The organism is Mycobacterium asiaticum, assembly GCF_001673365.1.
GTDB classification, from domain to species: Bacteria; Actinomycetota; Actinomycetes; order Mycobacteriales; family Mycobacteriaceae; genus Mycobacterium; species Mycobacterium asiaticum_A.
On record NZ_LZLS01000122.1, the window covers coordinates 1 to 22356 of the forward strand.

At 64.6% G+C, this 22356-nt stretch carries 15 protein-coding genes; 6 read left to right on the forward strand and 9 right to left on the reverse strand.

The genetic code is table 11. The features are described from left to right. The 3 genes from A5634_RS13365 to A5634_RS13375 form a co-directional block, all read right to left on the reverse strand. Nucleotides 1-786 (reverse strand): PE family protein (locus tag A5634_RS13365; RefSeq protein ID WP_155769532.1); only part of this gene is annotated, 786 nt, incomplete at its 3' end. Between the two features lie 597 nt (nucleotides 787-1383). Next, nucleotides 1384-1839 carry a hypothetical protein gene (locus A5634_RS13370; protein ID WP_065144527.1) on the reverse strand — a complete coding sequence of 152 codons (456 nt, stop codon included), beginning with the start codon at nucleotides 1837-1839 and terminating at the stop codon, nucleotides 1384-1386. After that, nucleotides 1836-2441 carry a ParA family protein gene (locus A5634_RS13375; RefSeq protein WP_253861604.1) on the reverse strand — a complete coding sequence of 202 codons (606 nt, stop codon included), beginning with the start codon at nucleotides 2439-2441 and terminating at the stop codon, nucleotides 1836-1838. Before A5634_RS13375 ends, A5634_RS13370 begins: the two co-directional genes overlap by 4 nt. 373 nt (nucleotides 2442-2814) lie before the next feature. Between A5634_RS13375 and A5634_RS13380 the strand changes: the two genes are divergently transcribed. Beyond that, entirely contained in the window at nucleotides 2815-6255 is a 3441-nt protein-coding gene (locus A5634_RS13380; protein ID WP_437339974.1) for a TM0106 family RecB-like putative nuclease, read from the forward strand. Here the strand turns inward: A5634_RS13380 and A5634_RS13385 are convergent. Continuing rightward, nucleotides 6175-7920 (reverse strand): DHA2 family efflux MFS transporter permease subunit, encoded by a 1746-nt coding sequence (locus A5634_RS13385; protein ID WP_081290410.1) that lies wholly within the window; start codon nucleotides 7918-7920, stop codon nucleotides 6175-6177. The two genes, A5634_RS13380 and A5634_RS13385, sit on opposite strands and share 81 nt — an antisense overlap. A 231-nt stretch (nucleotides 7921-8151) precedes the next feature. On the opposite strand from A5634_RS13385, the gene A5634_RS13390 reads away from it, so the two are divergent. From A5634_RS13390 to A5634_RS13405, 4 genes are all read left to right on the forward strand, one after another. Further along, the gene (locus A5634_RS13390; RefSeq protein ID WP_065144529.1) at nucleotides 8152-8910 is read left to right on the forward strand and encodes a hypothetical protein; all 759 of its coding nucleotides are present in this window, start codon (nucleotides 8152-8154) and stop codon (nucleotides 8908-8910) included. A 177-nt stretch (nucleotides 8911-9087) separates the two neighbouring features. Further along, nucleotides 9088-12834: a multifunctional oxoglutarate decarboxylase/oxoglutarate dehydrogenase thiamine pyrophosphate-binding subunit/dihydrolipoyllysine-residue succinyltransferase subunit gene (locus A5634_RS13395; protein WP_065144530.1), complete on the forward strand. Its 3747-nt coding sequence runs from the start codon at nucleotides 9088-9090 to the stop codon at nucleotides 12832-12834. 152 nt (nucleotides 12835-12986) lie between these two features. Then, nucleotides 12987-13817, forward strand: a complete 831-nt coding sequence (locus tag A5634_RS13400; RefSeq protein ID WP_065144531.1) for an SDR family NAD(P)-dependent oxidoreductase — start codon at nucleotides 12987-12989, stop codon at nucleotides 13815-13817. 132 nt (nucleotides 13818-13949) lie between these two features. Continuing rightward, entirely contained in the window at nucleotides 13950-15932 is a 1983-nt protein-coding gene (locus A5634_RS13405; protein WP_065144532.1) for a PE domain-containing protein, read from the forward strand. A gap of 3 nt (nucleotides 15933-15935) precedes the next feature. Here the strand turns inward: A5634_RS13405 and A5634_RS13410 are convergent, their stop codons facing one another. The 3 genes from A5634_RS13410 to A5634_RS13420 form a co-directional block, all read right to left on the reverse strand. After that, on the reverse strand, nucleotides 15936-16784 hold the full coding sequence (locus A5634_RS13410) for a glycine betaine ABC transporter substrate-binding protein (protein WP_065144533.1): 849 nt from the start codon (nucleotides 16782-16784) through the stop codon (nucleotides 15936-15938). Further along, nucleotides 16781-17977 (reverse strand): NAD(P)-dependent malic enzyme, encoded by a 1197-nt coding sequence (locus A5634_RS13415; protein ID WP_065144534.1) that lies wholly within the window; start codon nucleotides 17975-17977, stop codon nucleotides 16781-16783. Before A5634_RS13415 ends, A5634_RS13410 begins: the two co-directional genes overlap by 4 nt. Before the next feature lie 64 nt (nucleotides 17978-18041). Then, nucleotides 18042-19031 carry a malate dehydrogenase gene (locus A5634_RS13420; RefSeq protein WP_065144535.1) on the reverse strand — a complete coding sequence of 330 codons (990 nt, stop codon included), beginning with the start codon at nucleotides 19029-19031 and terminating at the stop codon, nucleotides 18042-18044. Between the two features lie 190 nt (nucleotides 19032-19221). On the opposite strand from A5634_RS13420, the gene corA reads away from it, so the two are divergent. Then, on the forward strand, nucleotides 19222-20322 hold the full coding sequence (gene corA, locus A5634_RS13425) for a magnesium/cobalt transporter CorA (RefSeq protein ID WP_065144547.1): 1101 nt from the start codon (nucleotides 19222-19224) through the stop codon (nucleotides 20320-20322). Nucleotides 20323-20617: 295 nt separating this feature from the next. Here the strand turns inward: corA and A5634_RS13430 are convergent, their stop codons facing one another. Together A5634_RS13430 and A5634_RS13435 are read right to left on the reverse strand one after the other, a co-directional pair. Continuing rightward, the gene (locus A5634_RS13430; RefSeq protein WP_065144536.1) at nucleotides 20618-21187 is read right to left on the reverse strand and encodes a suppressor of fused domain protein; all 570 of its coding nucleotides are present in this window, start codon (nucleotides 21185-21187) and stop codon (nucleotides 20618-20620) included. Next, entirely contained in the window at nucleotides 21184-22356 is a 1173-nt protein-coding gene (locus tag A5634_RS13435) for an ABC transporter ATP-binding protein (protein ID WP_065144537.1), read from the reverse strand. The genes A5634_RS13430 and A5634_RS13435 overlap by 4 nt, the downstream gene beginning before the upstream one ends.

Here is a 22356-nt window from a genome sequence, read left to right on the forward strand (position 1 = left end):
CGTGTCGCCAATACCGCCGGCACCGCCCGTACCGCCGGCACCGCCACCCCAACCGAACAGTGCCCGATCGGCACCACCAACACCACCGGCGCCGCCACTACCGCCGGCCAAGCCGAAGCCCACGCCCGAGCCACCAGTACCTCCGGCACCGCCGGCCCCACCGAAGCCCGCGAGCCATCCGCCCGCACCGCCATGACCGCCAGTCCCGCCGCTCGCGCCGGCGCCTCCGATTCCGCCTGCGCCGCCGGCACCGCCATGACCGATCAGTCCCGCTGCACCGCCGGCCCCACCCTGGCCGCCGGCTACGCCGGGCGCGGTGCCGTTAACCCCGGATCCACCGCTACCGCCGCTGCCCCATAGCAACCCGCCAGCACCGCCTGCCTGCCCGGTGCCCGCCGCCCCGTTGGCACCGTCACCGATCAACGGCCGCCCAAGCAGAGTGTTCGTCGGCGCGTTGATCAGGGCCAGAATGTCCTGCTCGAACGTCTGCAGCGGCGACGCCGCGGCGGCGTCCGCCACCGTATACATGAACCCACCGGAGTTCAGGGTCTGCACAAACTGATTGTGGAACTGCGCGACCTGCGAACTCAGGGCCTGGTATTCCTGGCCGAAGTTGCCAAACAACGCCGAGATCGCCCGCGAAACCTCGTCCTGAGCCGCGGCAGCCAGCTGCGTCGTCGAAGTTGCCGCCGCCGTGTTCGCTGACCTAATGGCCGATCCGATCCCGGTTAGGTCCGCAGCTGCGGCAGCCAAGGCCTCGGGTGTTGCGATCACGTAAGAGGACATCTAGAACTCCAATGGCTAGTGCGACACATAACTCACAGCGGCGCCCGATGGCCGTGCTGAAACAATACGCACGGCTTTCAGATTTAGGAGCCATTTTCCACGGTTTATTTTTGAAAGTTCTGCTGTTCGCTGATTGAAGCTAAAAGGCATAGTTATGGAACTGCATATGCGCATAAGTACGCGCGTATACCTAGCGATTAATATAAACGTCATGACGCACACCAATAAACGCTTGCTGACAGGAGAATGCTTTGCTGATACAGCGCCTTTCAAACCAAAATTGACGTTTTAACTGCTGATTCTCGTTCGGAAGGCTATTGACTTACTTAACTGAATGAGAGCTGGCGGCGGTCTTCAGCAGACGTGACACATACCAGTACAGCAAAAATAATGAGCATTAGCTGAACGGTCAGGTTTTTCAACAAAGACCCAGGACCGCCATAGCTGACGAATGTAGTTCTGACATCAACTGCGGCCACGGCAGCTAGCTCTGGATCGGTCGATTAATTGAGCAATTGCAGCGGCAGGAAGGGCCTTGGGCCGACCGCGTTGCCAACGTGCAGAACCAGCGCCAGTGCGCTCCAGAAGACCGACCAGTCAGGCCAAATCAGCGTGTGCCTGCAGCAAGGCCGCCACCACCAGCGCTTGCAGACTCGTCCCCTCATCCGCCGCCACCCGCTTCAGGGTGCGGTGCACCGCCCGCGGCAAGTCAAGCGTGGTCCGAACACCGCCGCTGACACCGCGGTGGAGCATGGACGCGCGAGCCAACGCCGCGGGGTCCTGCAACCCCGAGTTGATAGCGACGCGGATCAGTTCACCCATGGTGGTTTCCAGGTCGAGTGCGCGCCGCTTAAGAGCAATACGCGTCGCGGGGTGCAGGTGCAATGTGGTGCGCATCGCCTCGTGCACTACCAACGGCAGCGCCGGCGCGGTCTGCGCGGCATCGTCATAGCCCTGAAACGCACTCACCGCCCGCGCGGCGGCCGCAGCCCCGGTGGGGCGGCGGATCACCGCGTTCCGCACCACGTCCGCCGTGGAAAGCTTGTCTGTCATATCGCGGCCTCCCCCTTTGCCCACGCCTCCGCCATCAATTCATCGAAGACGTCTTCGTAGTCTCCCAAATCCCGCGGGATGCCGCGGCCAAACGCGCGCTCGACTGCGGTCCGGTACCGCACAAAACTCCGCAGTACTGGGGCCGCGGCTTCGACCAAGGCTCGCGGCATCTCCAACGCCTCGGCCTTCCGCATATCTACCAGTGTCAGCAGAATCGTCGTCGGACGGTGCTGGGTTATATCCAGCGTCGGCCAAAGCCGGTCGATGTCCGCGGCGCGCGGCGCGGTCGGAATAATCACCAGGTCGGCCGCATCGATCGCCGCATCGATCGCCGCTGCCACCCCGGGCGGGCTATCCACCAGGACCAACTCGCCGGGCGTACTCGACAACACCCGCACCCCGGCCGCAGTCCCCGCACTGACCTCGAAGGGCAACGGCGCGCCCAGATGCGCCGCCCGATCAGCCCAGGAGGACGCCGATCCCTGCGGATCGGCATCAACGACACGCACCGGAACCCCGCGCCGCGCCGCTGCCGCGGCTAACAGCATTGCTGTCGTCGTCTTGCCGACGCCGCCCTTGGTATGGACAAGTGACCAGATCACGGCTGTTCGCCAAACCTCCAAGAAGACGCGCCAGGTGCTCGCTGTCCAGGTAAGAAGAAATGGCGCCGACGCCCATCTGAGCGCCACCAACTGACTGGCGATACGGCGCGCAGGAATGACGAATTGCAGGTTATCGCTGCAACCGACCCCATAGAAGGACTCCGAGCGCTCCTGATCAGGGGCCCTCGACCTCCCTCCGCACCGGATAGTACCCGCTTTCATATGAGATTTGAATGTGTATTCACATCGCTATTTACAAAATAAGGTGCTGGTCAAGTCCCGAAAAGTGTGAACACAATGCGAAGCGGTTACGGGTAAGCAGCGGAGCGCGGCACGGCTGGCAACCTGCTGCGGGCACCACAAGCAAGTCGCCATGTCGTACCCTCCCCCTACAGTTGCTGCTGTGTTCGTTTCCGGCGGCAACACCATCTACAGCGCGTCGGATCTCGCATCCGCCGCACGGTGTCAGTACGCCTTGCTGCGGGACTTCGACGCCAAGCTGGGGCGCGGTACCGCAGTGGTCGCGGAGGACGCCTTGCTGGCCCGGACCGCCGCCCTCGGCGACGCCCATGAAAGCCGTCGGCTCGCCCGGTTACGCGAGCAGTTCGGAAGTGGGGTCCGTGTCATCGGACGCCCCGCCTACACGCCCGCCGGGCTGACGGCAGCCGCCGAAGCCACTCAGCGGGCCATCGCCGAAGGCGTCCCAGTGGTGTACCAGGCCGCAATGTTCGATGGCCGCTTCTTGGGCTTCGCCGACTTCCTGATCCGCGACGGCGACCAGTACCGGGTGACCGACACCAAACTGGCCCGATCGGCCAAGGTCACGGCACTGCTGCAATTGTCGGCCTACGCGGACTCGCTGTCCGCGTCCGGAGTGCCGATAGCCCCGGATGCCGAGTTGGAACTCGGCGACGGCACGGTGGTGCGCTATCGCCTCAGTGACCTGATCCCGGTCTATCGGTCCCAGCGCGCCCAACTGGAACGCTTGCTCGACGAGCACTACGCCGCGGGTCGCCCGGCGCGCTGGGACGACGAGGGCGTGCAGGCCTGCTTTCGCTGTCAGCTGTGCACCGAGCAGTTGCGCGCCCTCGACGACCTGTTGCTCGTCGCTGGCATGCGGGTCAGCCAGCGCGAGAAACTGATCACCGCCGGCATCACCAGCATTGGCGAGCTCGCCGAGCACACCGGGCCGGTGCCGGGCCTGGCGGCGGCGCCGCTGCGTAACTTGACAGCGCAAGCCAAACTCCAACTCCTGCAACGTAAATCCGACGAGCCGCGGTACGAGGTCACCGATCCACAGCCGTTGGCGCTGTTGCCGGAGCCTGATCCGGGCGACCTGTTCTTCGACTTTGAAGGCGACCCGCTGTGGACCGTCGACGGCGAGCAGTGGGGGCTGGAATATCTGTTCGGCGTGCTGGAAGCCGGTCCGGCGGGGAAGTTTTGTCCATTGTGGGCGCACAACCGGGCGGAGGAACGCCAGGCGTTGCGCGATTTCCTCGCAATGGTGGCCAAGCGCCGCAAGCGCTATCCCAACATGCACATCTACCACTACGCGGCATACGAAAAGACCGCGCTGCTGCGCCTGGCCGGCCGTTATGGCCTTGGCGAGGACGACGTCGACGACATGCTGCGCACCGGGGTGTTGGTGGACCTATACCCGTTGGTGCGCAAGAGCATTCGGGTAGGCGCCGAATCGCTGAGCCTCAAGGCACTGGAGCCGCTCTACATGGGTAGCCAGTTGCGCTCCGGCGACGTCACCACCGCGTCCGCCTCGATCACCGCCTACGCACAGTATTGCGAGGCGCTGGCCGCGGGCCGCACCGACGAGGCCGTCACCGTGCTCAAGCAGATCGAGGAGTACAACCACTACGACTGCCTGTCGACCCGCGAACTGCGCGACTGGCTGTTGATCCGCGCCTGGGAGTCCGGCATCGCACCGGTGGGCCCGCACCCAGTGATCGAGCGCGACGTCATCAAAGACCGCGATCAGATCGCGTTGACGCTGGGAAAGTTCACCGGCGATGCGACGCCAGCACACCGTACCGCCGAACAGACCGCGGTCGCCCTGGTGGCCGCTGCCCGCGGCTATCACCAACGCGAGGACAAGCCGTTCTGGTGGTCACACTTCGATCGATTGAACTATCCGCTCGACGAATGGGCAGACAGCGCAGATGTTTTCGTGGTGGAGGATACTTCTGTCATCGCCGACTGGCACACCCCGCCGCGCGCCCGCAAGCCGCAGCGTCGCATCCAACTCACCGGACGGATGGCTCGGGGCGATCTCGGCCAAGAAGTTTTCGCGCTCTACGAACCGCCAGCGCCGGCCGCCATGACCGAGGACACCGACCGTCGCGGCGTGGGGAAAGCAAAGGTTGTCGAGGTGGACGACCCCAGCCTGCCCACCCGGGTGACCCTACTAGAACGAACTGGCAGAGACGGCAACACTTTTGACCAGGTTCCGTTCGCGCTCACGCCGGGGCCGCCAGTGCCGACGGCCGCGCAGCGTGAATCCATCGCAGCCACCGCACAGGCCTTGGCAGACGGGTTGCCACAACTGCCCCGCACGGCGCTGATGGACCTGCTGCTGCGCCGAGCGCCGCGCACCCACGACGGGACGGCGCTGCCCCGTACCGCCGACACCGTCGCCGACATCGCCGCCGCGACGCGCAGCCTGGACTCGTCTTATCTCGCGGTGCACGGTCCGCCGGGAACGGGCAAGACGCACACAGCCGCACAGGTGATCACCCAGCTGGTCACCGAAAACCGTTGGCGCATCGGCGTCGTCGCACAGTCACACGCTGCGGTAGCAAACGTATTGACCTGTGTGATCGAGGCGGGGTTAGATCCGGACCTTGTCGCCAAGAAACCCAACCACCACACCGGAGCACGCTGGCGGGAAATCGACGCGAGCCACTATCCGTCTTTCATCGCCGACCATGAGGGTTGTGTAATCGGCGGCACCGCATGGGATTTCGCCAACCGCAATCGAGTGCCGCCGGGCAGCCTGGATCTGCTCGTCATCGACGAAGCGGGCCAATTTTGTCTGGCCAACACCATCGCGGTGGCCCCAGCCGCCACCAACCTGCTACTGCTCGGGGATCCGCAGCAGTTGCCTCAGGTCAGTCAGGGCACCCATCCGGAGTCCGTCGACATATCTGCGCTGGAATGGCTGGTTGACGGCCAACGCACCCTGCCCGACGAGCGCGGCTACTTCCTGGCCCTCACCTACCGGATGCACCCGGACGTTTGCGCGGCGGTGTCGGCACTGTCCTACGAAGGACGACTGCACTCGCACACCGAGCGCACCGCGTCCCGCCGTCTCGCCGGATACCAACCCGGCGTGCAAGTGCTTTCGATTCGCCACGACGGGAATTCGATCGAAAGTCCGCAGGAGGCAGCGGCGATTGTGGCCGAAATCCGAAAGGTGATCGGCCAGTCATGGACCGATGAGCACGGCACCCGGCCACTGCGGACATCTGACGTGCTGGTGCTGGCGCCGTACAACGCACAAGTGACGCTGATCCGCCGGGAGCTGACAGCGGCCAAACTCGACGGTGTGCGGGTCGGCACCGTCGACAAGTTCCAGGGTGGGCAGGCACCCGTCGTCTTCATCTCCATGACGGCATCCTCAATCGAGGAAGTACCGCGCGGAATCTCGTTCCTACTCAACCGGAATCGGCTCAACGTCGCCATCAGTCGGGCCCAGTTCGCGGCGGTGATCGTACGATCGCAGTCACTGACGCAGTACCTGCCGGCCACGCCGGCCGGCCTGGTGGACATAGGCGCCTTCCTCGCGCTGACCGATGAGCGCTGAACTCGACGCCACCGGATGCGGATGTCGGGTCAGGGCCACCAGCGGTTGGGTGTTGTCGTCGTCGGCGTACCCGGGGTCGCGGCGCAGGATGTATTCGACGTATTCGTCATCGTCATAGGCATCGTCGTAGTCGACACCCTCGTCGGCGTCGTCGAGCGCATAGCCGCCCACGCCGTCGGTTTCAGACCGACTCCGACCCGCATTCGCCGAGCCCACCGCACCGAGAAGGAACAACGTAGCAACAATGCCGAACAGCGTGATGAACGCCGGCAGCAACATCGACTGCGACATGGCGGCCGAAAACGGCGCACGCACGAACTCGGGCAGTTGCAAGCCGGCGTCCCCCGCGGTATCAGCGCCCGCGCCGTCGGGCAACTCGGCACCGATCCGCGACGTCATGAACGCGGCCATGCTCGCGCTGCCGAGCGCCGCACCCAGTTGTCTGGTGGCGTTGTAGACACCTGAGCCCGCACCGGCCTGCTCTGGCGCCAAATGGCGTGTCGCGGTGGCGGCCAGCGGCGACCAGATGAACGCCATCCCAATTCCCACCCCGATAAACGGCAGGACCAGCCGCCAGACCGGCGTGTCGGGCTGCAGTTCCAGCGCCAACCACGTCATGGAGACCGCCAGCGCGGAGAACCCGAAACCCAATATCGGCACGGGATGCGTCTTGTCGATGATCTGCCCGACAACGGGGGCGAGTAGCCCGCTGCTGATCGCGATCGGCGCAATCAGCAGAGCTGAGCGGGTCGGTGAGAGCCCACACACCGACTGGGCATAGAACGTGAGCGGCAGCATCATCGCGGTCGCCGTGAAACCGATGATCGCCACGCCGATATTGCACAGACTGAAGTCGCGGTCCCGGAAGATGCCCAGCGGCACCAGCGGCGCATGTCGGTTGATCGACTGCCAGTAGACGAACGCGCACATAAATCCGACGCCCGCTACCAGCACCGCCCAGATCCAGGGCGCCCAACCAGCAGATTGGCCTTCCTGCAACCCGAAGACGAGCAGAAACATGCCGACCCCCGACAACGCCACACCGACCAGGTCGAAACGCTGCGCGCGAACCGGCAGGGCAGGGACGAGCCAGACAGCCAAGGCCAGGGCGATGACGCCGATGGGGACGTTGACGAAGAAAATCCACTGCCAGCCCAGGCTGTCGACCAGCACTCCCCCGACCAGCGGTCCGACGAGACTCGCGACGCCGGCGGTGGCACCCCACATACTCATCGCGGAGCCCCGACGCTGGGCCGGGAAGATCCGGGTGATCGTCGACAAAGTCTGCGGAGTCAGCACCCCGGCACCGACACCTTGCGCCACCCGAGCCGCGATCAGCATCTCGGCACTCCCGGCCAGACCGCACCAAACCGATGCGACGGTGAAGATCACCAGACCGATCACATATAGGTTTTTCGGACCGAACCGGTCACCGAGTCGGCCGGCGACGAGCAGCACCACCGCGAAGCCGAGGAGAAAGGCACTGGTCACCCACACCACGGTGGCGTAATCGATCCGCAGCCCGGTCATGATCGTCGGATTGGCGACCGCGACGATGGTCGAGTCGACCATGATCATGAAGAACCCGAGCATCATCGCCCACAGCGCGGCCCAGGGCCGTCCGGAGAAGCTGTCTCCGGCCGCCTGCGTCGTCGCGGTGCTCATGTCTTGTACCTCGATTCGGCTCCCCGAGTCGGTTCACGCGTCGGGTCGCGCAGGAGTCCAGCTCGCATTATTCCCGTAAGGTTCTGCGCCGCGCTCGCTGGCCGCGACACCGCAGCGCTTCCCGGCTCACACCGCCGTACACCAACCGCGATTATTTGAAGCTTTCCGCCCGGCACTCATTTTGCTGGACGCGCGTTAGCCTGAAGGAACGCCGTCCCCGAGAGAGGCACTATGAGCGCGCGACGCAGCAAGTCGGTATCGGATCAAGAGGCCAACGCAGGTTCTGTAGGTCGGCCCAAGGCATCCACCCGGGCTTTGGCACAGATCATCGAACGAACCTCGCACATTCAGGGTCCGGCCGCCGATGCCTATGTGACCCGCCTGCGGCGCGCCCACCCGGGCGCCAGTCCGGCCGAGATCGTGACCAAGCTGGAAAAGCGCTTCTTGTCGGTCGTGACGGCCAGCGGTGCGGCGGTGGGCGCGGCGGCGACATTCCCCGGGATCGGCACGTTGGCGGCGCTGTCGGCCGCGGCGGGCGAAACCGCGGTGTTCCTGGAAGCGACTGCCCTCTTCGTGCTGGGACTTGCCTCCGTCTACGGCATTCCCCTTGATCATCGGGAGCGCCGTCGCGCCTTGGTGCTTTCAGTGCTGGTGGGTGACAACAGCAAGACCGCCGTGGCGGAGTTGATCGGCGGCGGACGTACCAGTGGCGGCTGGGTGTCCGAGAGCGTGGCCTCGTTGCCGCTGCCGGCGGTATCCAAGCTCAACACCCGCATGTTCAAGTACTTCGTCAAGCGGTTCGCGCTCAAGCGTGGTGCCTTGATCGCGGGCAAGTTGATGCCGGTGGGCATCGGGGCGATCATCGGCGCCATCGGCAACCGGATGATCGGTAAGAAACTGGTCAAGAATTCGCGCTCGGCATTCGGACCCGCACCGTCGCGTTGGCCGGTGACGCTGCACCTGCTGCCAACCGTTCGGGACGCCAGCTGAAAAAGGTTGGTCTCGCTGGCGAATCACGGGCGAAGCGTTAGCCTTTATGAGTCAGAACGGGTCGGCCCCTGCAACCGACCACCGAGGGTGTGCGGCGCCCCGCGACACGGGATGCCAATAAGTCGCAGGCGTTGCTAAAACGCTTGCAAGAAAAAAGAATTGAGGCGAACAGCGGCCGTGGCCAACATAAGTTCACCATTCGGGCAAAACGAGTGGCTGGTCGAGGAGATGTACCGCAAGTTCCGCGACGACCCCTCCTCGGTCGACCCGAGCTGGCACGAGTTCCTGGTCGACTACAACCCGGATACGGGCTCCGAGACCGGCCCAGAATCGGCCCATGAAACGGGCCCCGCCGAGACCAAGCCCGCCGAGACCCAGCCCCGAAACAAGCCCGCCGAGTCCCAGCCCCAAACCAAGCCGGCCCCCGAGCCAGTCAAACCGGCCAAATCCGCGGCGGCTGGCAACGGTTCAACCGCGCCCGCCCCGGCCCCGGCCGCGTCGAAAGCGGCCCCTCCGCCGCCCGCGGAAGGCGACGACCTGCAGGTGCTGCGTGGTGCCGCGGCTGCCGTCGTTAAGAACATGTCGGCGTCCCTCGATGTGCCGACCGCGACCAGCGTGCGCGCCATTCCGGCCAAGTTGCTGATCGACAACCGCATCGTCATCAACAACCAACTCAAGCGCACCCGCGGCGGCAAGATTTCGTTCACCCACTTGCTGGGCTACGCACTGGTCCAGGCGGTCAAGAGATACCCGAACCTCAACCGCCACTACACCGAGGTCGACGGCAAACCCAACGCGGTCACCCCGGCGCACACCAATCTGGGCCTGGCCATCGATCTGCAGGGTAAAGACGGCAAGCGCTCCCTGGTGGTGGCCGGTATCAGACGGTGTGAAGAACTTCGCTTCGCCGAGTTCGTCTCGTCCTACGAGGACATCGTGCGCCGCGCCCGGGACGGCAAGCTGACCGCCGAAGACTTTGCCGGCGTCACGATTTCGTTGACCAACCCGGGGACCATCGGCACCGTGCACTCGGTGCCGCGATTGATGGCCGGCCAGGGTGCAATCATCGGCGTCGGCGCCATGGAATACCCCGCGGAGTTCCAGGGGGCCAGCGAGGAGCGCATCGCCGAGCTGGGCATCGGCAAATTGATCACCTTGACCTCAACCTACGACCATCGCATCATCCAGGGCGCGGAGTCGGGTGACTTCCTGCGCACCATCCACGAGATGCTGCTCTCCGACGACTTCTGGGACGAGATCTTCCGCGAACTGAGCATTCCTTACCTGCCAGTGCGTTGGAGCACAGACAACCCGGACTCCATCGTCGACAAGAACGCCCGCGTGATGAACCTGATCGCGGCGTACCGCAACCGCGGCCACCTGATGGCCGACATTGACCCGCTGCGGCTGGACAGCACCCGGTTCCGCAGCCACCCCGACCTCGAGGTGCTCACCCACGGCCTCACGCTGTGGGACCTGGACCGGGTGTTCAAAGTCAACGGCTTCGCCGGTGCCGAGTACAAGAAGCTGCGCGACGTGTTGGGCCTGCTGCGCGACGCGTACTGCCGCCACATCGGTGTTGAGTACACCCATATCCTCGAGCCCGAACAAACCAGGTGGCTTGAGGAACGGGTCGAGACCAAGCACGTCAAACCGACTGTGGCGCAACAGAAGTACATCCTGAGCCGGCTCAACGCCGCCGAGGCGTTCGAGACGTTCCTGCAAACCAAGTACGTCGGCCAAAAGCGGTTCTCACTGGAAGGCGCCGAAAGCGTCATTCCGATGATGGACGCCGCCATCGACCAGTGCGCCGAACACGGTCTGGACGAAGTGGTGATCGGAATGCCGCACCGCGGCCGACTCAACGTGCTGGCCAACATCGTCGGCAAGCCGTACTCCCAGATCTTCAGCGAGTTCGAGGGCAACCTGAACCCGTCGCAGGCGCACGGCTCCGGCGACGTCAAGTACCACCTGGGCGCCACCGGCGTCTACCTACAGATGTTCGGCGACAACGACATTCAGGTTTCGCTGACCGCAAACCCGTCGCACCTGGAAGCCGTCGACCCGGTGCTGGTTGGGCTGGTTCGGGCCAAGCAGGATCTGCTCGACCACGGCAACACCGACACCGACGAGGCAAAGGCGTTCTCGGTGGTGCCGATGATGCTGCACGGTGACGCCGCGTTCGCTGGCCAAGGCGTGGTAGCCGAGACGCTGAACCTGGCCAACCTGCCCGGTTACCGAGTCGGCGGCACCATCCACATCATCGTCAACAACCAAATCGGGTTCACCACCGCGCCGGAGTACTCGCGCTCCAGCGAATACTGCACCGACGTCGCGAAGATGATTGGCGCACCGATCTTCCACGTCAACGGCGACGACCCCGAGGCGTGCGTGTGGGTCGCGCAGCTGGCCGTGGACTTCCGGCAGCGGTTCAAGAAGGACGTCATCATCGACATGCTGTGCTACCGCCGGCGTGGTCACAACGAGGGCGACGACCCGTCGATGACGAACCCCTACATGTATGACGTCGTGGACAACAAGCGCGGCGTGCGCAAGAGCTACACCGAAGCGTTGATCGGTCGTGGCGACATTTCGCTGAAGGAAGCCGAAGACGCCCTGCGTGACTACCAGGGCCAGCTGGAGCGGGTGTTCAACGAAGTCAAGGAGCTAGAGAAGCACGGCGCGCTACCCAGTGAATCGGTGGAATCCCACCAGATGATCCCGGCGGGGCTGGACACCTCGGTGGACAAGTCGCTGCTGGCCCGCATCGGCGACGCATTCCTGGCGCTGCCGGAAGGCTTCACGTCGCACTCGCGCGTGCAGCCGGTGCTGGACAAGCGTCGCGAGATGGCCTACGAGGGCAAGATCGACTGGGCCTTCGGCGAACTGCTGGCGTTGGGCTCGCTGGTGGCCGAGGGCAAATTGGTCCGATTCTCCGGTCAGGACACCCGCCGCGGCACCTTCTCGCAACGGCATTCGGTGATCATCGACCGTTCTACCGGCGCGGAGTTCACCCCGCTGCAGTTGCTGGCCGTGAACAAGGACGGCGCTCCCACCGGCGGCAAGTTCCTGGTTTACGACTCGCCGTTGTCGGAATACGCGGCCGTGGGCTTCGAATACGGCTACACCGTGGGCAACCCGGAGGCCCTGGTGTTGTGGGAGGCGCAGTTCGGCGACTTCGTCAACGGCGCGCAGTCGATCATTGACGAGTTCATCAGTTCCGGTGAGGCCAAATGGGGCCAGCTGTCGACCGTCGTGCTGCTGCTCCCGCACGGCCACGAAGGGCAGGGGCCCGACCACACATCCGGCCGCATCGAGCGCTTCCTGCAACTGTGGGCGGAGGGCTCGATGACGATCGCGATGCCGTCGACCCCGGCCAACTACTTCCACCTGTTGCGCCGGCACGCCATGGACGGGGTGATGCGCCCGCTGATCGTGTTCACGCCGAAGTCGATGCTTCGGAACAAGGCGGCGGTCAGCGACATCCGGGACTTCACCGAGATGAAGTTCCGGTCAGTGTTGGAGGAGCCCACCTACGAAGACGGCGAAGGCGAGCGCAGCAAGGTCACCCGGGTTCTGCTGACCAGCGGCAAGCTCTATTACGAACTGGCTAGCCGAAAGGCCAAGGACAAGCGCGACGACATCGCGATCGTGCGGCTAGAACAGCTTGCCCCGCTGCCACGCCGCCGGCTCGAAGCGACGCTGGACCGCTACGAGAACGCCAAACAGTACTTCTGGGTGCAGGAAGAACCGGCTAATCAGGGCGCGTGGCCGTCGCTGGGCCTGACGCTGCCCGAGCTACTGCCCGACCGGCTGTCCAGGATCAAACGGATTTCGCGCCGCGCGATGTCGGCGCCGTCGTCGGGCTCGTCAAAGGTGCACGCCGTCGAGCAGCAGGAGATCATCGACTCCGCGTTCGCCTGACCGGGTGTTGATTCTGCGGTGAGGGCGATCGTCATCGGCGTGTCGCCGCCGTGGCCGCAGAATCAACGTCATGGGTGATGAGAACCACCCTCCGATATCGGGGACCTCTGGTACCGGGTAACGTCGATGTACCGAGACGAGGGAGGGTGCTCATGGAGGGGTTCGCCGGCAAAGTAGCTGTAGTTACCGGTGCGGGATCGGGCATCGGACAGGCGTTGGCCCTTGAGCTAGGCCGCTCCGGTGCCAGCCTGGCGATCTGCGACGTCGACGCCGAGGGGCTGGCACAGACCGAAGAGCAGCTAAAGGCGATCGGAGCGCCGGTCAAGGCTGACCGGATCGACGTCACCGAACGGGAGCGCTTCCTGCTCTACGCCGAGGAAGTCAACGAGCACTTCGGCAAGGTGAACCAGATCTACAACAACGCCGGCATCGGACACACCGGCGACGTGGAAGTCGAGCAATTCAAGGACATCGAGCGCGTGATGGACGTCGACTTCTGGGGTGTGGTCAACGGCACCAAGGCGTTTCTCCCCTACCTGATTGCCTCCGGCGACGGCCACGTCATCAACATCTCCAGCATCTTCGGATTGTTCTCCGTTCCCGGGTATTCCGCGTACAACTCGGCAAAGTTCGCCGTCCGCGGCTACACCGAGGCACTCCGCCAGGAGATGCGGCTGCATGGCCATCCGGTCGGCGTGACGACCGTGCATCCGGGCGGCATCAAGACCGCGATCGCCCGCAACGCCACCGTTGCCGAGGGTTTGGACCGCGACGAGTTGGCTCAGTTGTTCGACAAGCGGCTGGCCAACACGAGTCCGAAGCGGGCCGCGAAGATCATTCTGCAAGCGGTCCGCAAGAACAACGCGCGAGTGCTGGTGGGCCCGGACGCCAAGGTTTTGGACCTGATGGTGCGCATCACCGGCTCGGGGTATCAGCGCATCACCGAACTGTTCATTCGTAAGGTCATTCCGCCCAAACACTAACCGTACTCAAATATGAAACGGGTTGGGAGCGCGACACTTTGACGTTCCCCGGATCTCCGACCCGACGTCGTGTAATCATGTCCAGCGAAACAAGTTCCGACGGTCGAGAAGTTCCCGGACGTGAGGACCACGATGTCGTTTCTCTTTGCCACACCGGATCTGTTGATGACTGCGGCGGCCGAAGCGGCGAGTATTGACGTTTCGATCAGAGCGGCGAATCTGTCGGCGTTAGCTTCCACCAGCACGGTGGCGGCTGCCGCGGCCGACGAGGTATCGGCGGCGATTGCTTCGCTGTTTTCCGGCCACGCCCTCGAATACCAGGCGCTCAGTGCGCAGGTGACGGCGTTTCAAGAGCAATTCGTGCAGGCAGTGCGTGCTGCCAGCGCGGCGTATGCGGCCGCGGAGGCAGCCAATGTCGGTCCCCTGCAGGCCGTCCTCGGCGACGCGCTGGCTGTGATCAATGCGCCCACGCAGTTCCTCTTGGGGCGGCCGTTGATCGGCAACGGTGTTGACGGCACCCCCGGTACCGGCCAAGCCGGTGGGCCGGGCGGAATTCTGTGGGGCAATGGCGGCGCAGGCGGGTCGGGCGGGATCGGCCAGCGCGGCGGAACCGGCGGCAGTGCCGGACTGATCGGTAACGGCGGCGTGGGCGGTGCGGGCGGCATCGCGGGCGGCGCTGGCGGTACCGGCGGCACGGGTGGCTGGTTGCTGGGCGACGGCGGTGCGGGTGGACCCGGTGGAGTCGGTGCGGGGGCAATCGTCCCCGGAGCGGGTGGGCTTGGCGGAAAACCGTTGTCGCCGTTCGGCGCGGCGGGAGCCACCGGAAACGTCGGGATAGATCAGAACACGCTGCCGGTGTCGCAACAGCAGGCGCTCGCGCTGCTGACGGCCGCACCGAATATGAACTTTCTGCTGATCGGCACAGACGGCACGAATCTCAGCTTGATCCTGGCCGACCCCGCCGGCACCCCCAACTTCCACGCGTTGATGAAGCAAAGCATCACTTCCGCCTCGACCATCGTCGGGCACACCACCATCTCCAACCCGTCATGGACGACGATCCAGACCGGTGTATGGAGCGAGACCGCCGGCGTCACCAACAACGTCTTCACGCCCTGGACGTACGACAATTGGCCGACGGTCTACAACTACCTCGAGAACGCCTATGGCGACCTGGTCAACACCACGGTCATCGCGAACGGCGAGGGCACGGTGAGCGGCATCAATACCCGCATCGCAGGCGCCGGCTCGAACCCCGCCGACAACATCGTCTTCGTCCCGCAAGTTCCGGGCGATACGGACTGGATCGCGACGCAGAACCTGGTCGGCCAGAAGGCCCAGGCCGCGATCCTGGCCGCCAAACCCGGTGAGGGCAATTTCATCTTCGTGTCGTTCGCCGGTGTCGATAACAACGCGCACCAATACGGCGGCGATTCGCCCCAGTATGCGGCTGCACTGCGTAACCTCGACTACAACCTCGGTTCCCAAACCGTCGGCGGCGGTGGCCTTTTGGGTGCGGTAGCTCAGTGGGAGCAAACTAACCTCGGCGAGCAATTCACCACGCTCGTGGTGACCGACCACGGGGAAATCGGGCCCGACCAGTTCGGGCGCGGTCACGGGTTCCAGTCGCCACGCGAGACGGCGACATTCCTCATCTTCGATCAGGCCTTTAACGACGCCAGGGACGGTTTTATCAATAACTCCTGGCAGACCGTCAGTGTGACGCCGACGATCCTGGATTCGTTCGGTATTGCACCGCCGACCTACATGCAGGGCCCGTCCCTGACGTCGCCCGTGTTCAACAGCACCTATGTCAATCCCGACACGAACCTGTTCAGCGTGCTCAGTGCCGATTTCGCCGCACAGGGTTATCCCGATCCCGTCAGCAATGTGCGGCTGGTGTCACGCACGGTCGCGGCCACCATTCCCTACCTGGTCTACGACCCGATCCAAAGCATCGTCGACGCGGTGCCCGATTTCTTGAAGGTTCCAGTTTCGTGGGCTGGCGCTGCCGTCTACCAGTCGCTGAATATCCCCGCACAGATCTGGGTCCGGTTCACTGGCGTGACCGGCAATCAGATCATTCCGCCGGTGTTGAACCCGTTCCTGGACTAGGACTCAACGCCCCAGCGGGTGCTCGGCCAGCCAGCCGTCAGCCACCGCCTGCGGGTCGGCACCGGTCGCCACCTTCCGCCGCATGTCGGCCAGCGCGGCGGTGTCCAACACGCCGGCAATCTCGTTGATAGCCAACAATTCTCGAGTGCTCAGCGCGTTGCGGCGATACAGCGGTACGACGTTTTCGGCTTGGATGAGCGAGTCTTTGCTGCTGTCGGCCAAGGCAATCAGGTCCGACGGTACTCGTGGATCGGCAGCCGTCGACCACGCTGCGGTCAGCTCGCCGTTTCTCAGCGCAGCGAAAAGCGCTGTGTCATCGGGGAATTCACGCGGCGGCGGCAACCGGCACGAACCCACCGCCGCGGGCACACGCGTGTTGCCGACGACGCCCAGCCGCAGTCCCGCACAATGCTCGGGCAGCAGGCTCAGATCGCTGCCGCCCCACGTCGCGGAGGTGCCCGGCGTGATCACCAGTGTCGGTTTGTCTCCCGCGGCGGTCGCGTAGTCCCCAGCCGCAATCCCTTCGGGCAGAGCCGAATTCATCGCCTGATAGACCTGCTTGTCGGACAGCGCCGAAGCGCCGGGCTGCAGGCCTCGCAAGACCCTGCCGGTATAGGCGGGGACGACGGTGACCTCACCCGTGTCCAGTTCGGCCATCGGGTTCCCGGCGATGTCGGCTCGTGCGGGAAAGCCGTAGGACCGCAGTGCCGCAACGTAAACGGCGGCCAGCAGTGTCGAGTTGGCGTCGGCGGTGGACCCGACGAGCAACTCGGCGTGTCGATCTGGTTCCGAGCAACCGGCCACAACCAGCACCGCGGCACACAGCGCGGCGGCCAGTCTGCCGATGTTCACTCCCAGTCGGGCGATTCTGCGGCCAAGGCCACCGCTGTGGCCACCGCGTCCGCCACACGCCGGTCCAGCGGGCTCGGCACGATCCGGTCGATCGCGAGATCTTCGCTGGCCACCGAGTAAATCGCCTCGGCCGCGGCCACCATCATCTTCTCGGTGATCCGGCGTGCGCCGACGTCCAGTGCGCCACGGAAGATCCCGGGGAACGCCAGCACGTTGTTGATCTGATTGGGGAAGTCGCTGCGCCCGGTAGCCACCACCGCGGCGTACTTGGCGGCGGTGTCGGGATGGATTTCGGGGTCGGGATTGGACAGCGCGAACACGATCGAATCGGGCGCCATAGTGGCGATCAGTTCCTCTGGCACGACGCCGCCGGACACGCCCAGGAATACGTCGGCGCCGTCAAGGGCTTCGACCAGCCCACCGGTTCGGCCGTCGGGATTGGTTCGTTGCGCCAGGTCGATTTTGATGCTGTTCATGTCGTCGCGGCCGCTGTGCACGATGCCCCGCGAGTCCAGCACGGTGATATCTGAAACGCCCATGGCCAGAAGAAGATTCGTGCAGGCAACACCGGCGGCACCGGCACCGGAGACCGCCACGCGCACCGAGGACATGTCCCGGCCGAGCAGCTTGGTGGCGCCCATCAGCGCGGCCAATGCGACGATCGCCGTGCCGTGCTGGTCGTCGTGCATGACCGGGCAGTCCAGCGCCTCAATGACCCGCCGCTCGATCTCGAAGCAGCGCGGCGCCGAGATGTCCTCGAGGTTTACCGCGCCGAACGTCGGGCGCAGCCGCACCAAAGTTTCGACGATCTCGTCGGGATCTTTGGTGTCCAGCACGATCGGGATTGCGTTCAGCCCGCCGTACTCCTTGAACAGCGCGCATTTGCCTTCCATCACCGGCAGCGAGGCGGCCGGCCCGATGTCGCCGAGGCCGAGCACGGCACTGCCGTCGCTGACGACGGCAACCAGGCGGTTAGCCCAGGTGTATCGGGCGGCCAGGGTGCGGTCCGCGGCGATCGCGCGGCTGACTTGCGCCACACCGGGGGTGTAGGCGATCGACAGCGCCCGTTTGGTGTCCAGCGGCGCCGTCAGATCTACCGAAAGCTTGCCGCCTACGTGGGCCTCGAAGATCTCTTCGTCGCAGATAAAGACCTGGTCGGTTCGCGCCTGTATCGATTCAAGCAATTCGGACACGCGCCCCAGGGTACTGACTACCGATTAGTACACCTAATCCCCTGGGTCCGGCTGTCTGCTCGGGCTAGATCAGCTTCAGCTCCGTCACCGCGTTGCGCTCGTCGACCAGTTCGGCGGTGGTCTTCTCGATGCGGCCGCGGGAGAACTCGTCGATCTCCAGGCCCTGCACGATCGACCAGTCGCCGTCCTTGGTGGTCACCGGGAACGACGAGACGATGCCCTCTGGCACGTCGTAGGAGCCGTCGGAGTAGACCGCCATCGAGACCCAGTCGTCATCCGGGCTGCCCAGCAACCAGGAGCGGGCGGCGTCAACGGTGGCCGAGGCGGCCGAGGCCGCCGAGGAGGCGCCGCGGGCGTCGATGATGGCCGCGCCGCGCTTGGCGACGGTCGGGATGAAGTCGTTTTCGATCCAGTCCTGGTCGTTGACCACCTCGGCGGCGTTTCGGCCGCCCACCTCGGCGTGGAAGATGTCCGGGTACTGGGTGGCCGAGTGATTGCCCCAGATCGTCATCTTCTTGATGTCTGTGACGTTGGCGCCGGTCTTGCGGGCCAGCTGGGAGATCGCCCGGTTGTGGTCTAGGCGGGTCAGCGCGGAGAACCGCTCCTTGGGGATGTCGGGTGCGTTGCTCAGCGCGATCAGCGCGTTGGTGTTGGCCGGGTTGCCCGTCACGCCGATGCGGACGTCGTCGGCCGCCACCTCGTTGAGGGCCTTGCCCTGCGCGGTGAAGATTGCACCGTTGGCCTCGAGCAGATCACCGCGCTCCATGCCCGGGCCGCGCGGTCGCGCGCCGACCAACAGGGCCAGGTTCACCCCGTCGAAGATCTTGTTGGCGTCCGCGCCGATCTCCACGCCCGCCAGCAGCGGGAACGCGCAGTCGTCAAGTTCCATCACGACACCCTCGAGCGCCTTGAGGGCAGGCTCGATCTCGAGCAGTCGGAGCTCGATCGGGCGGTCGGGACCCAGCAGCGACCCGCTGGCCAGACGGAACAACAGGCTGTAGCCGATCTGGCCGGCCGCACCGGTGACGGCGACCTTGAGAGGACTTGCGCTCACGACGGTTCTGCTCCTTCTTCGATAAACACGGCGTTCGGGGTCGAAACTAGCGCACCGCCGCCACCACGAAATCGCCGGTCCACGGACCGGATGGCGCGCGGCTGGGAATTAGCTGCTGACAACTGCATTAAAGCTCTGCTGTTGTAGCAGGGCGCGTAGCATGACCACGGCCTGCAGATCGGAGGTGAATGTGTTCCCTGGATTTGACGCATTGCCTGAAGCACTCAGACCGGTCGCACGGACCCGCCAGCAGCATGCCCATCCGGTCGCCAATCCGCCGGTGCAGACATTGGTCGACTGTGGTGTCTACGTCGACGGCCAGCGGTTGCCCGGCAAGTACACGACGACGGACGGGCTTGCCAAAGTCCGTGATCTCGAGTTGGCCGGGCAGGAGGCGTTCGTCTGGGTCGGACTGCACGAGCCCGACGAGGCACAGATGCAGGAAGTTGCCGACGTCTTCGGGCTGCATCCCCTGGCGGTCGAGGACGCCGTTGTCGCGCATCAACGGCCCAAGCTGGAACGGTACGACGACGCGTTGTTTTTCGTCCTCAAGACCGTCAACTACGTCCCACACGAATCGGTGGTGCTGGCGCGCGAGATCGTGGAGACCGGCGAGATCATGATCTTCGTCAGCAAGGATTTCGTGGTCACCGTCCGCCATGGAGAACACGGTGGATTGCACGAGGTCCGCAAGCGCATGGACGCCAACCCCGAGCATTTGCGACTGGGCCCGTACGCGGTGATGCACGCGATCGCCGACTACGTCGTGGACCACTATCTGGGCGTCACGAACCTGATGGAGGACGATGTCGACGCCATTGAGGTGGTCGCATTTGCTCCGGGGAAGAAAATCGATGTTGAACCGATCTATCTGCTCAAGCGTGAAGTCGTCGAGTTGCGGCGCTGTGTGGCACCGCTCTCGAACGCGTTCCAGCGCATGCAGGTCGAGAACAAAGACCTGATCAATAAGGAAGTGCGGCGCTATCTGCGCGACGTCGCCGACCACCAGACTCAGGCCGCTGAGCAGATCGCCAGCTACGACGACATGCTCAACTCGCTGGTTCAAGCCGCACTGGCGCGAGTCGGCATGCAGCAGAACATGGACATGCGCAAGATCTCGGCCTGGGCCGGTATCGTCGCGGTCCCCACCATGGTCGCCGGCATCTACGGCATGAATTTCCATTTCATGCCGGAACTGGATTCGCGGTGGGGCTACCCCTCGGTGATCAGCGTGATGGTGGTGATCTGCGTGCTGCTGTACTTCAGCTTCCGCAAGCGCGGTTGGCTCTAACGCAGTCAAATCTTATGGCCCACAACCGTAACGGGGCGAGGACCATGAGTCTGTTTGCCCGGCTCCGAGCGACAACGCCGGCTGGTCGCGGGCCGCAACGACGGCAAATCCCACGCGCCCCAACCGTAACGAGGCGGGGACCATGTGTCTGTTTGCCCGGCTCCGAGCGACAACGCCGGATGGGGGCGGCCGTAATGAAACTCGCGCGGAGATTGTCGCGCAGAGCCGGGCAAAACAGATATATGTCCCCAGCTTGTGACTAATGTGACAAGCTCCGCGCGGCTACGCAACTACGTCAACTCGGTTGCGCGGCGGGCCGATTCGGATCCAGCACGTCGACGCCGTCGCCGACCCAGGCCTGTCGCATCGCCTCAGCGCCCTTGAGTCGCACCCAGGCGGCCTCCGTCGCGGTGATCGGTGTGGCGGACAGAAACTGCACCGGCTCGCGCGGCGGATCGAGCGGCAGGTCGGCAATATCGCTGCGGCCCAACAGGACCGCGGTGAACGGCGCACGAGACCACAAAGAGCCTCCGAGGTCGATCAGCGCGTCGGGGACCAGCACCACACCATCGACCGCCGGGGTTGCCGCAAGTACAGCCAGCGTTCGAGCCACTCCGGTGATCGGCCCGGGATCACGCAGCGACAACACCACTTCGGCCCGCGGCCCGCGCACCTGGTCGGCGACGATCTCGGTGGGGTCGGTCATCGGGTAGCGCGAGCAACCCAACGACGCGTAGTGCACCAGTGGATGAGACCGAAAGCGCAGCACCTCAATGGGTTCGGCCCCCAGGAAGGTCACGCTCGCCGAGTCGAACTGGCTGTCGAAATGATTGCGTAGGTGCTCGCGCACCGCGTCGAGGATCACGCGCTGACAGGCACCGTGAGATTGGCACCGGTGTCGGCGTCGAACACGACGAGCTTGCCGGCCTCGAACGCCAACTCGATCGGCTCGTCGATAGCGGCTGCCGACTCGGTGGGAACCCTTGCTACGAACTGGTTTTCGTTCACTTCCGACTCGGCGGCGACCTCATCCAGCCGCGCCGAGTGCACCTCGGAGCCCGCGGCGGTGAAGTAGACATACTTGTCCGATCCCAGGGATTCGACCAGATCGACGGTGACCTCGAAGACCAGTGAGCTGATGCGTTGGTAGCCGTCGATCAACGCGGCGTCATGGATGTGCTCGGGCCGCACGCCGACGATGACATTGTCCGGTTGCGGGTGCTGCGCGATCACCTGGGTAACCTCGGTCGGCAGCGTGACCTCGCCGAACGGCAGCGTCAATCCGAACGACGTCAACGTCGCGGGGAAGAAGTTCATCGCCGGCGAACCGATGAACCCGGCGACGAACAGGTTGGCGGGGTGTTCGTAGAGCTCTGTGGGCGTGCCGATCTGCTGTGCCACACCGCCGTGCATGACCACCACCCGGTCGCCCAGCGTCATAGCCTCCGTCTGGTCGTGGGTGACGTAGACGGTGGTAGTGCCCAGCCGCTTTTGCAACCGCGCGATCTCGCCGCGCATCTGTACCCGCAACTTTGCGTCCAGGTTCGACAGCGGCTCGTCCATCAGAAAAGCTTTGGGGTGGCGCACGATTGCTCGGCCCATCGCGACGCGCTGCCGCTGTCCACCGGACAACTGGGCGGGTCGGCGGTCCAGCAACTCGGTCAGGTCCAAGATTCGAGCGGTCTCCTCCACCTTCTGCGCAATCTCAGCCTTCTTCATCTTGGCAAGGGTCAAGGGGAACGCGATGTTCTGCCGCACCGTCATGTGCGGATACAGCGCGTAGGACTGGAACACCATCGCGATGTCGCGGTCCTTGGGCGCCTTCTCGTTGACCCGCTCACCACCGATGCGCAGTTCGCCTGACGAGATATCTTCAAGCCCGGCAATCATATTCAACGTCGTAGTCTTGCCGCAGCCAGATGGGCCCACCAGGATCAGGAATTCCCCGTCGGCGATGGTGACGTTCAGATCCTGCACCGCGGTATGACCGTCGGGGTAACTCTTGTTCAGGTGTTCCAGCACAATCTCGGCCAT

Bases quoted from the DNA above. Each gene is read 5' to 3' on its own strand.
- A5634_RS13370 (WP_065144527.1), bottom strand. From the start codon at position 1,839: ATGACAGACAAGCTTTCCACGGCGGACGTGGTGCGGAACGCGGTGATC.
- A5634_RS13380 (WP_437339974.1), top strand. From the start codon at position 2,815: ATGTCGTACCCTCCCCCTACAGTTGCTGCTGTGTTCGTTTCCGGCGGC.
- A5634_RS13385 (WP_081290410.1), bottom strand. From the start codon at position 7,920: ATGAGCACCGCGACGACGCAGGCGGCCGGAGACAGCTTCTCCGGACGG.
- A5634_RS13390 (WP_065144529.1), top strand. From the start codon at position 8,152: ATGAGCGCGCGACGCAGCAAGTCGGTATCGGATCAAGAGGCCAACGCA.
- A5634_RS13400 (WP_065144531.1), top strand. From the start codon at position 12,987: ATGGAGGGGTTCGCCGGCAAAGTAGCTGTAGTTACCGGTGCGGGATCG.
- A5634_RS13405 (WP_065144532.1), top strand. From the start codon at position 13,950: ATGTCGTTTCTCTTTGCCACACCGGATCTGTTGATGACTGCGGCGGCC.
- A5634_RS13435 (WP_065144537.1), bottom strand. From the start codon at position 22,356: ATGGCCGAGATTGTGCTGGAACACCTGAACAAGAGTTACCCCGACGGT.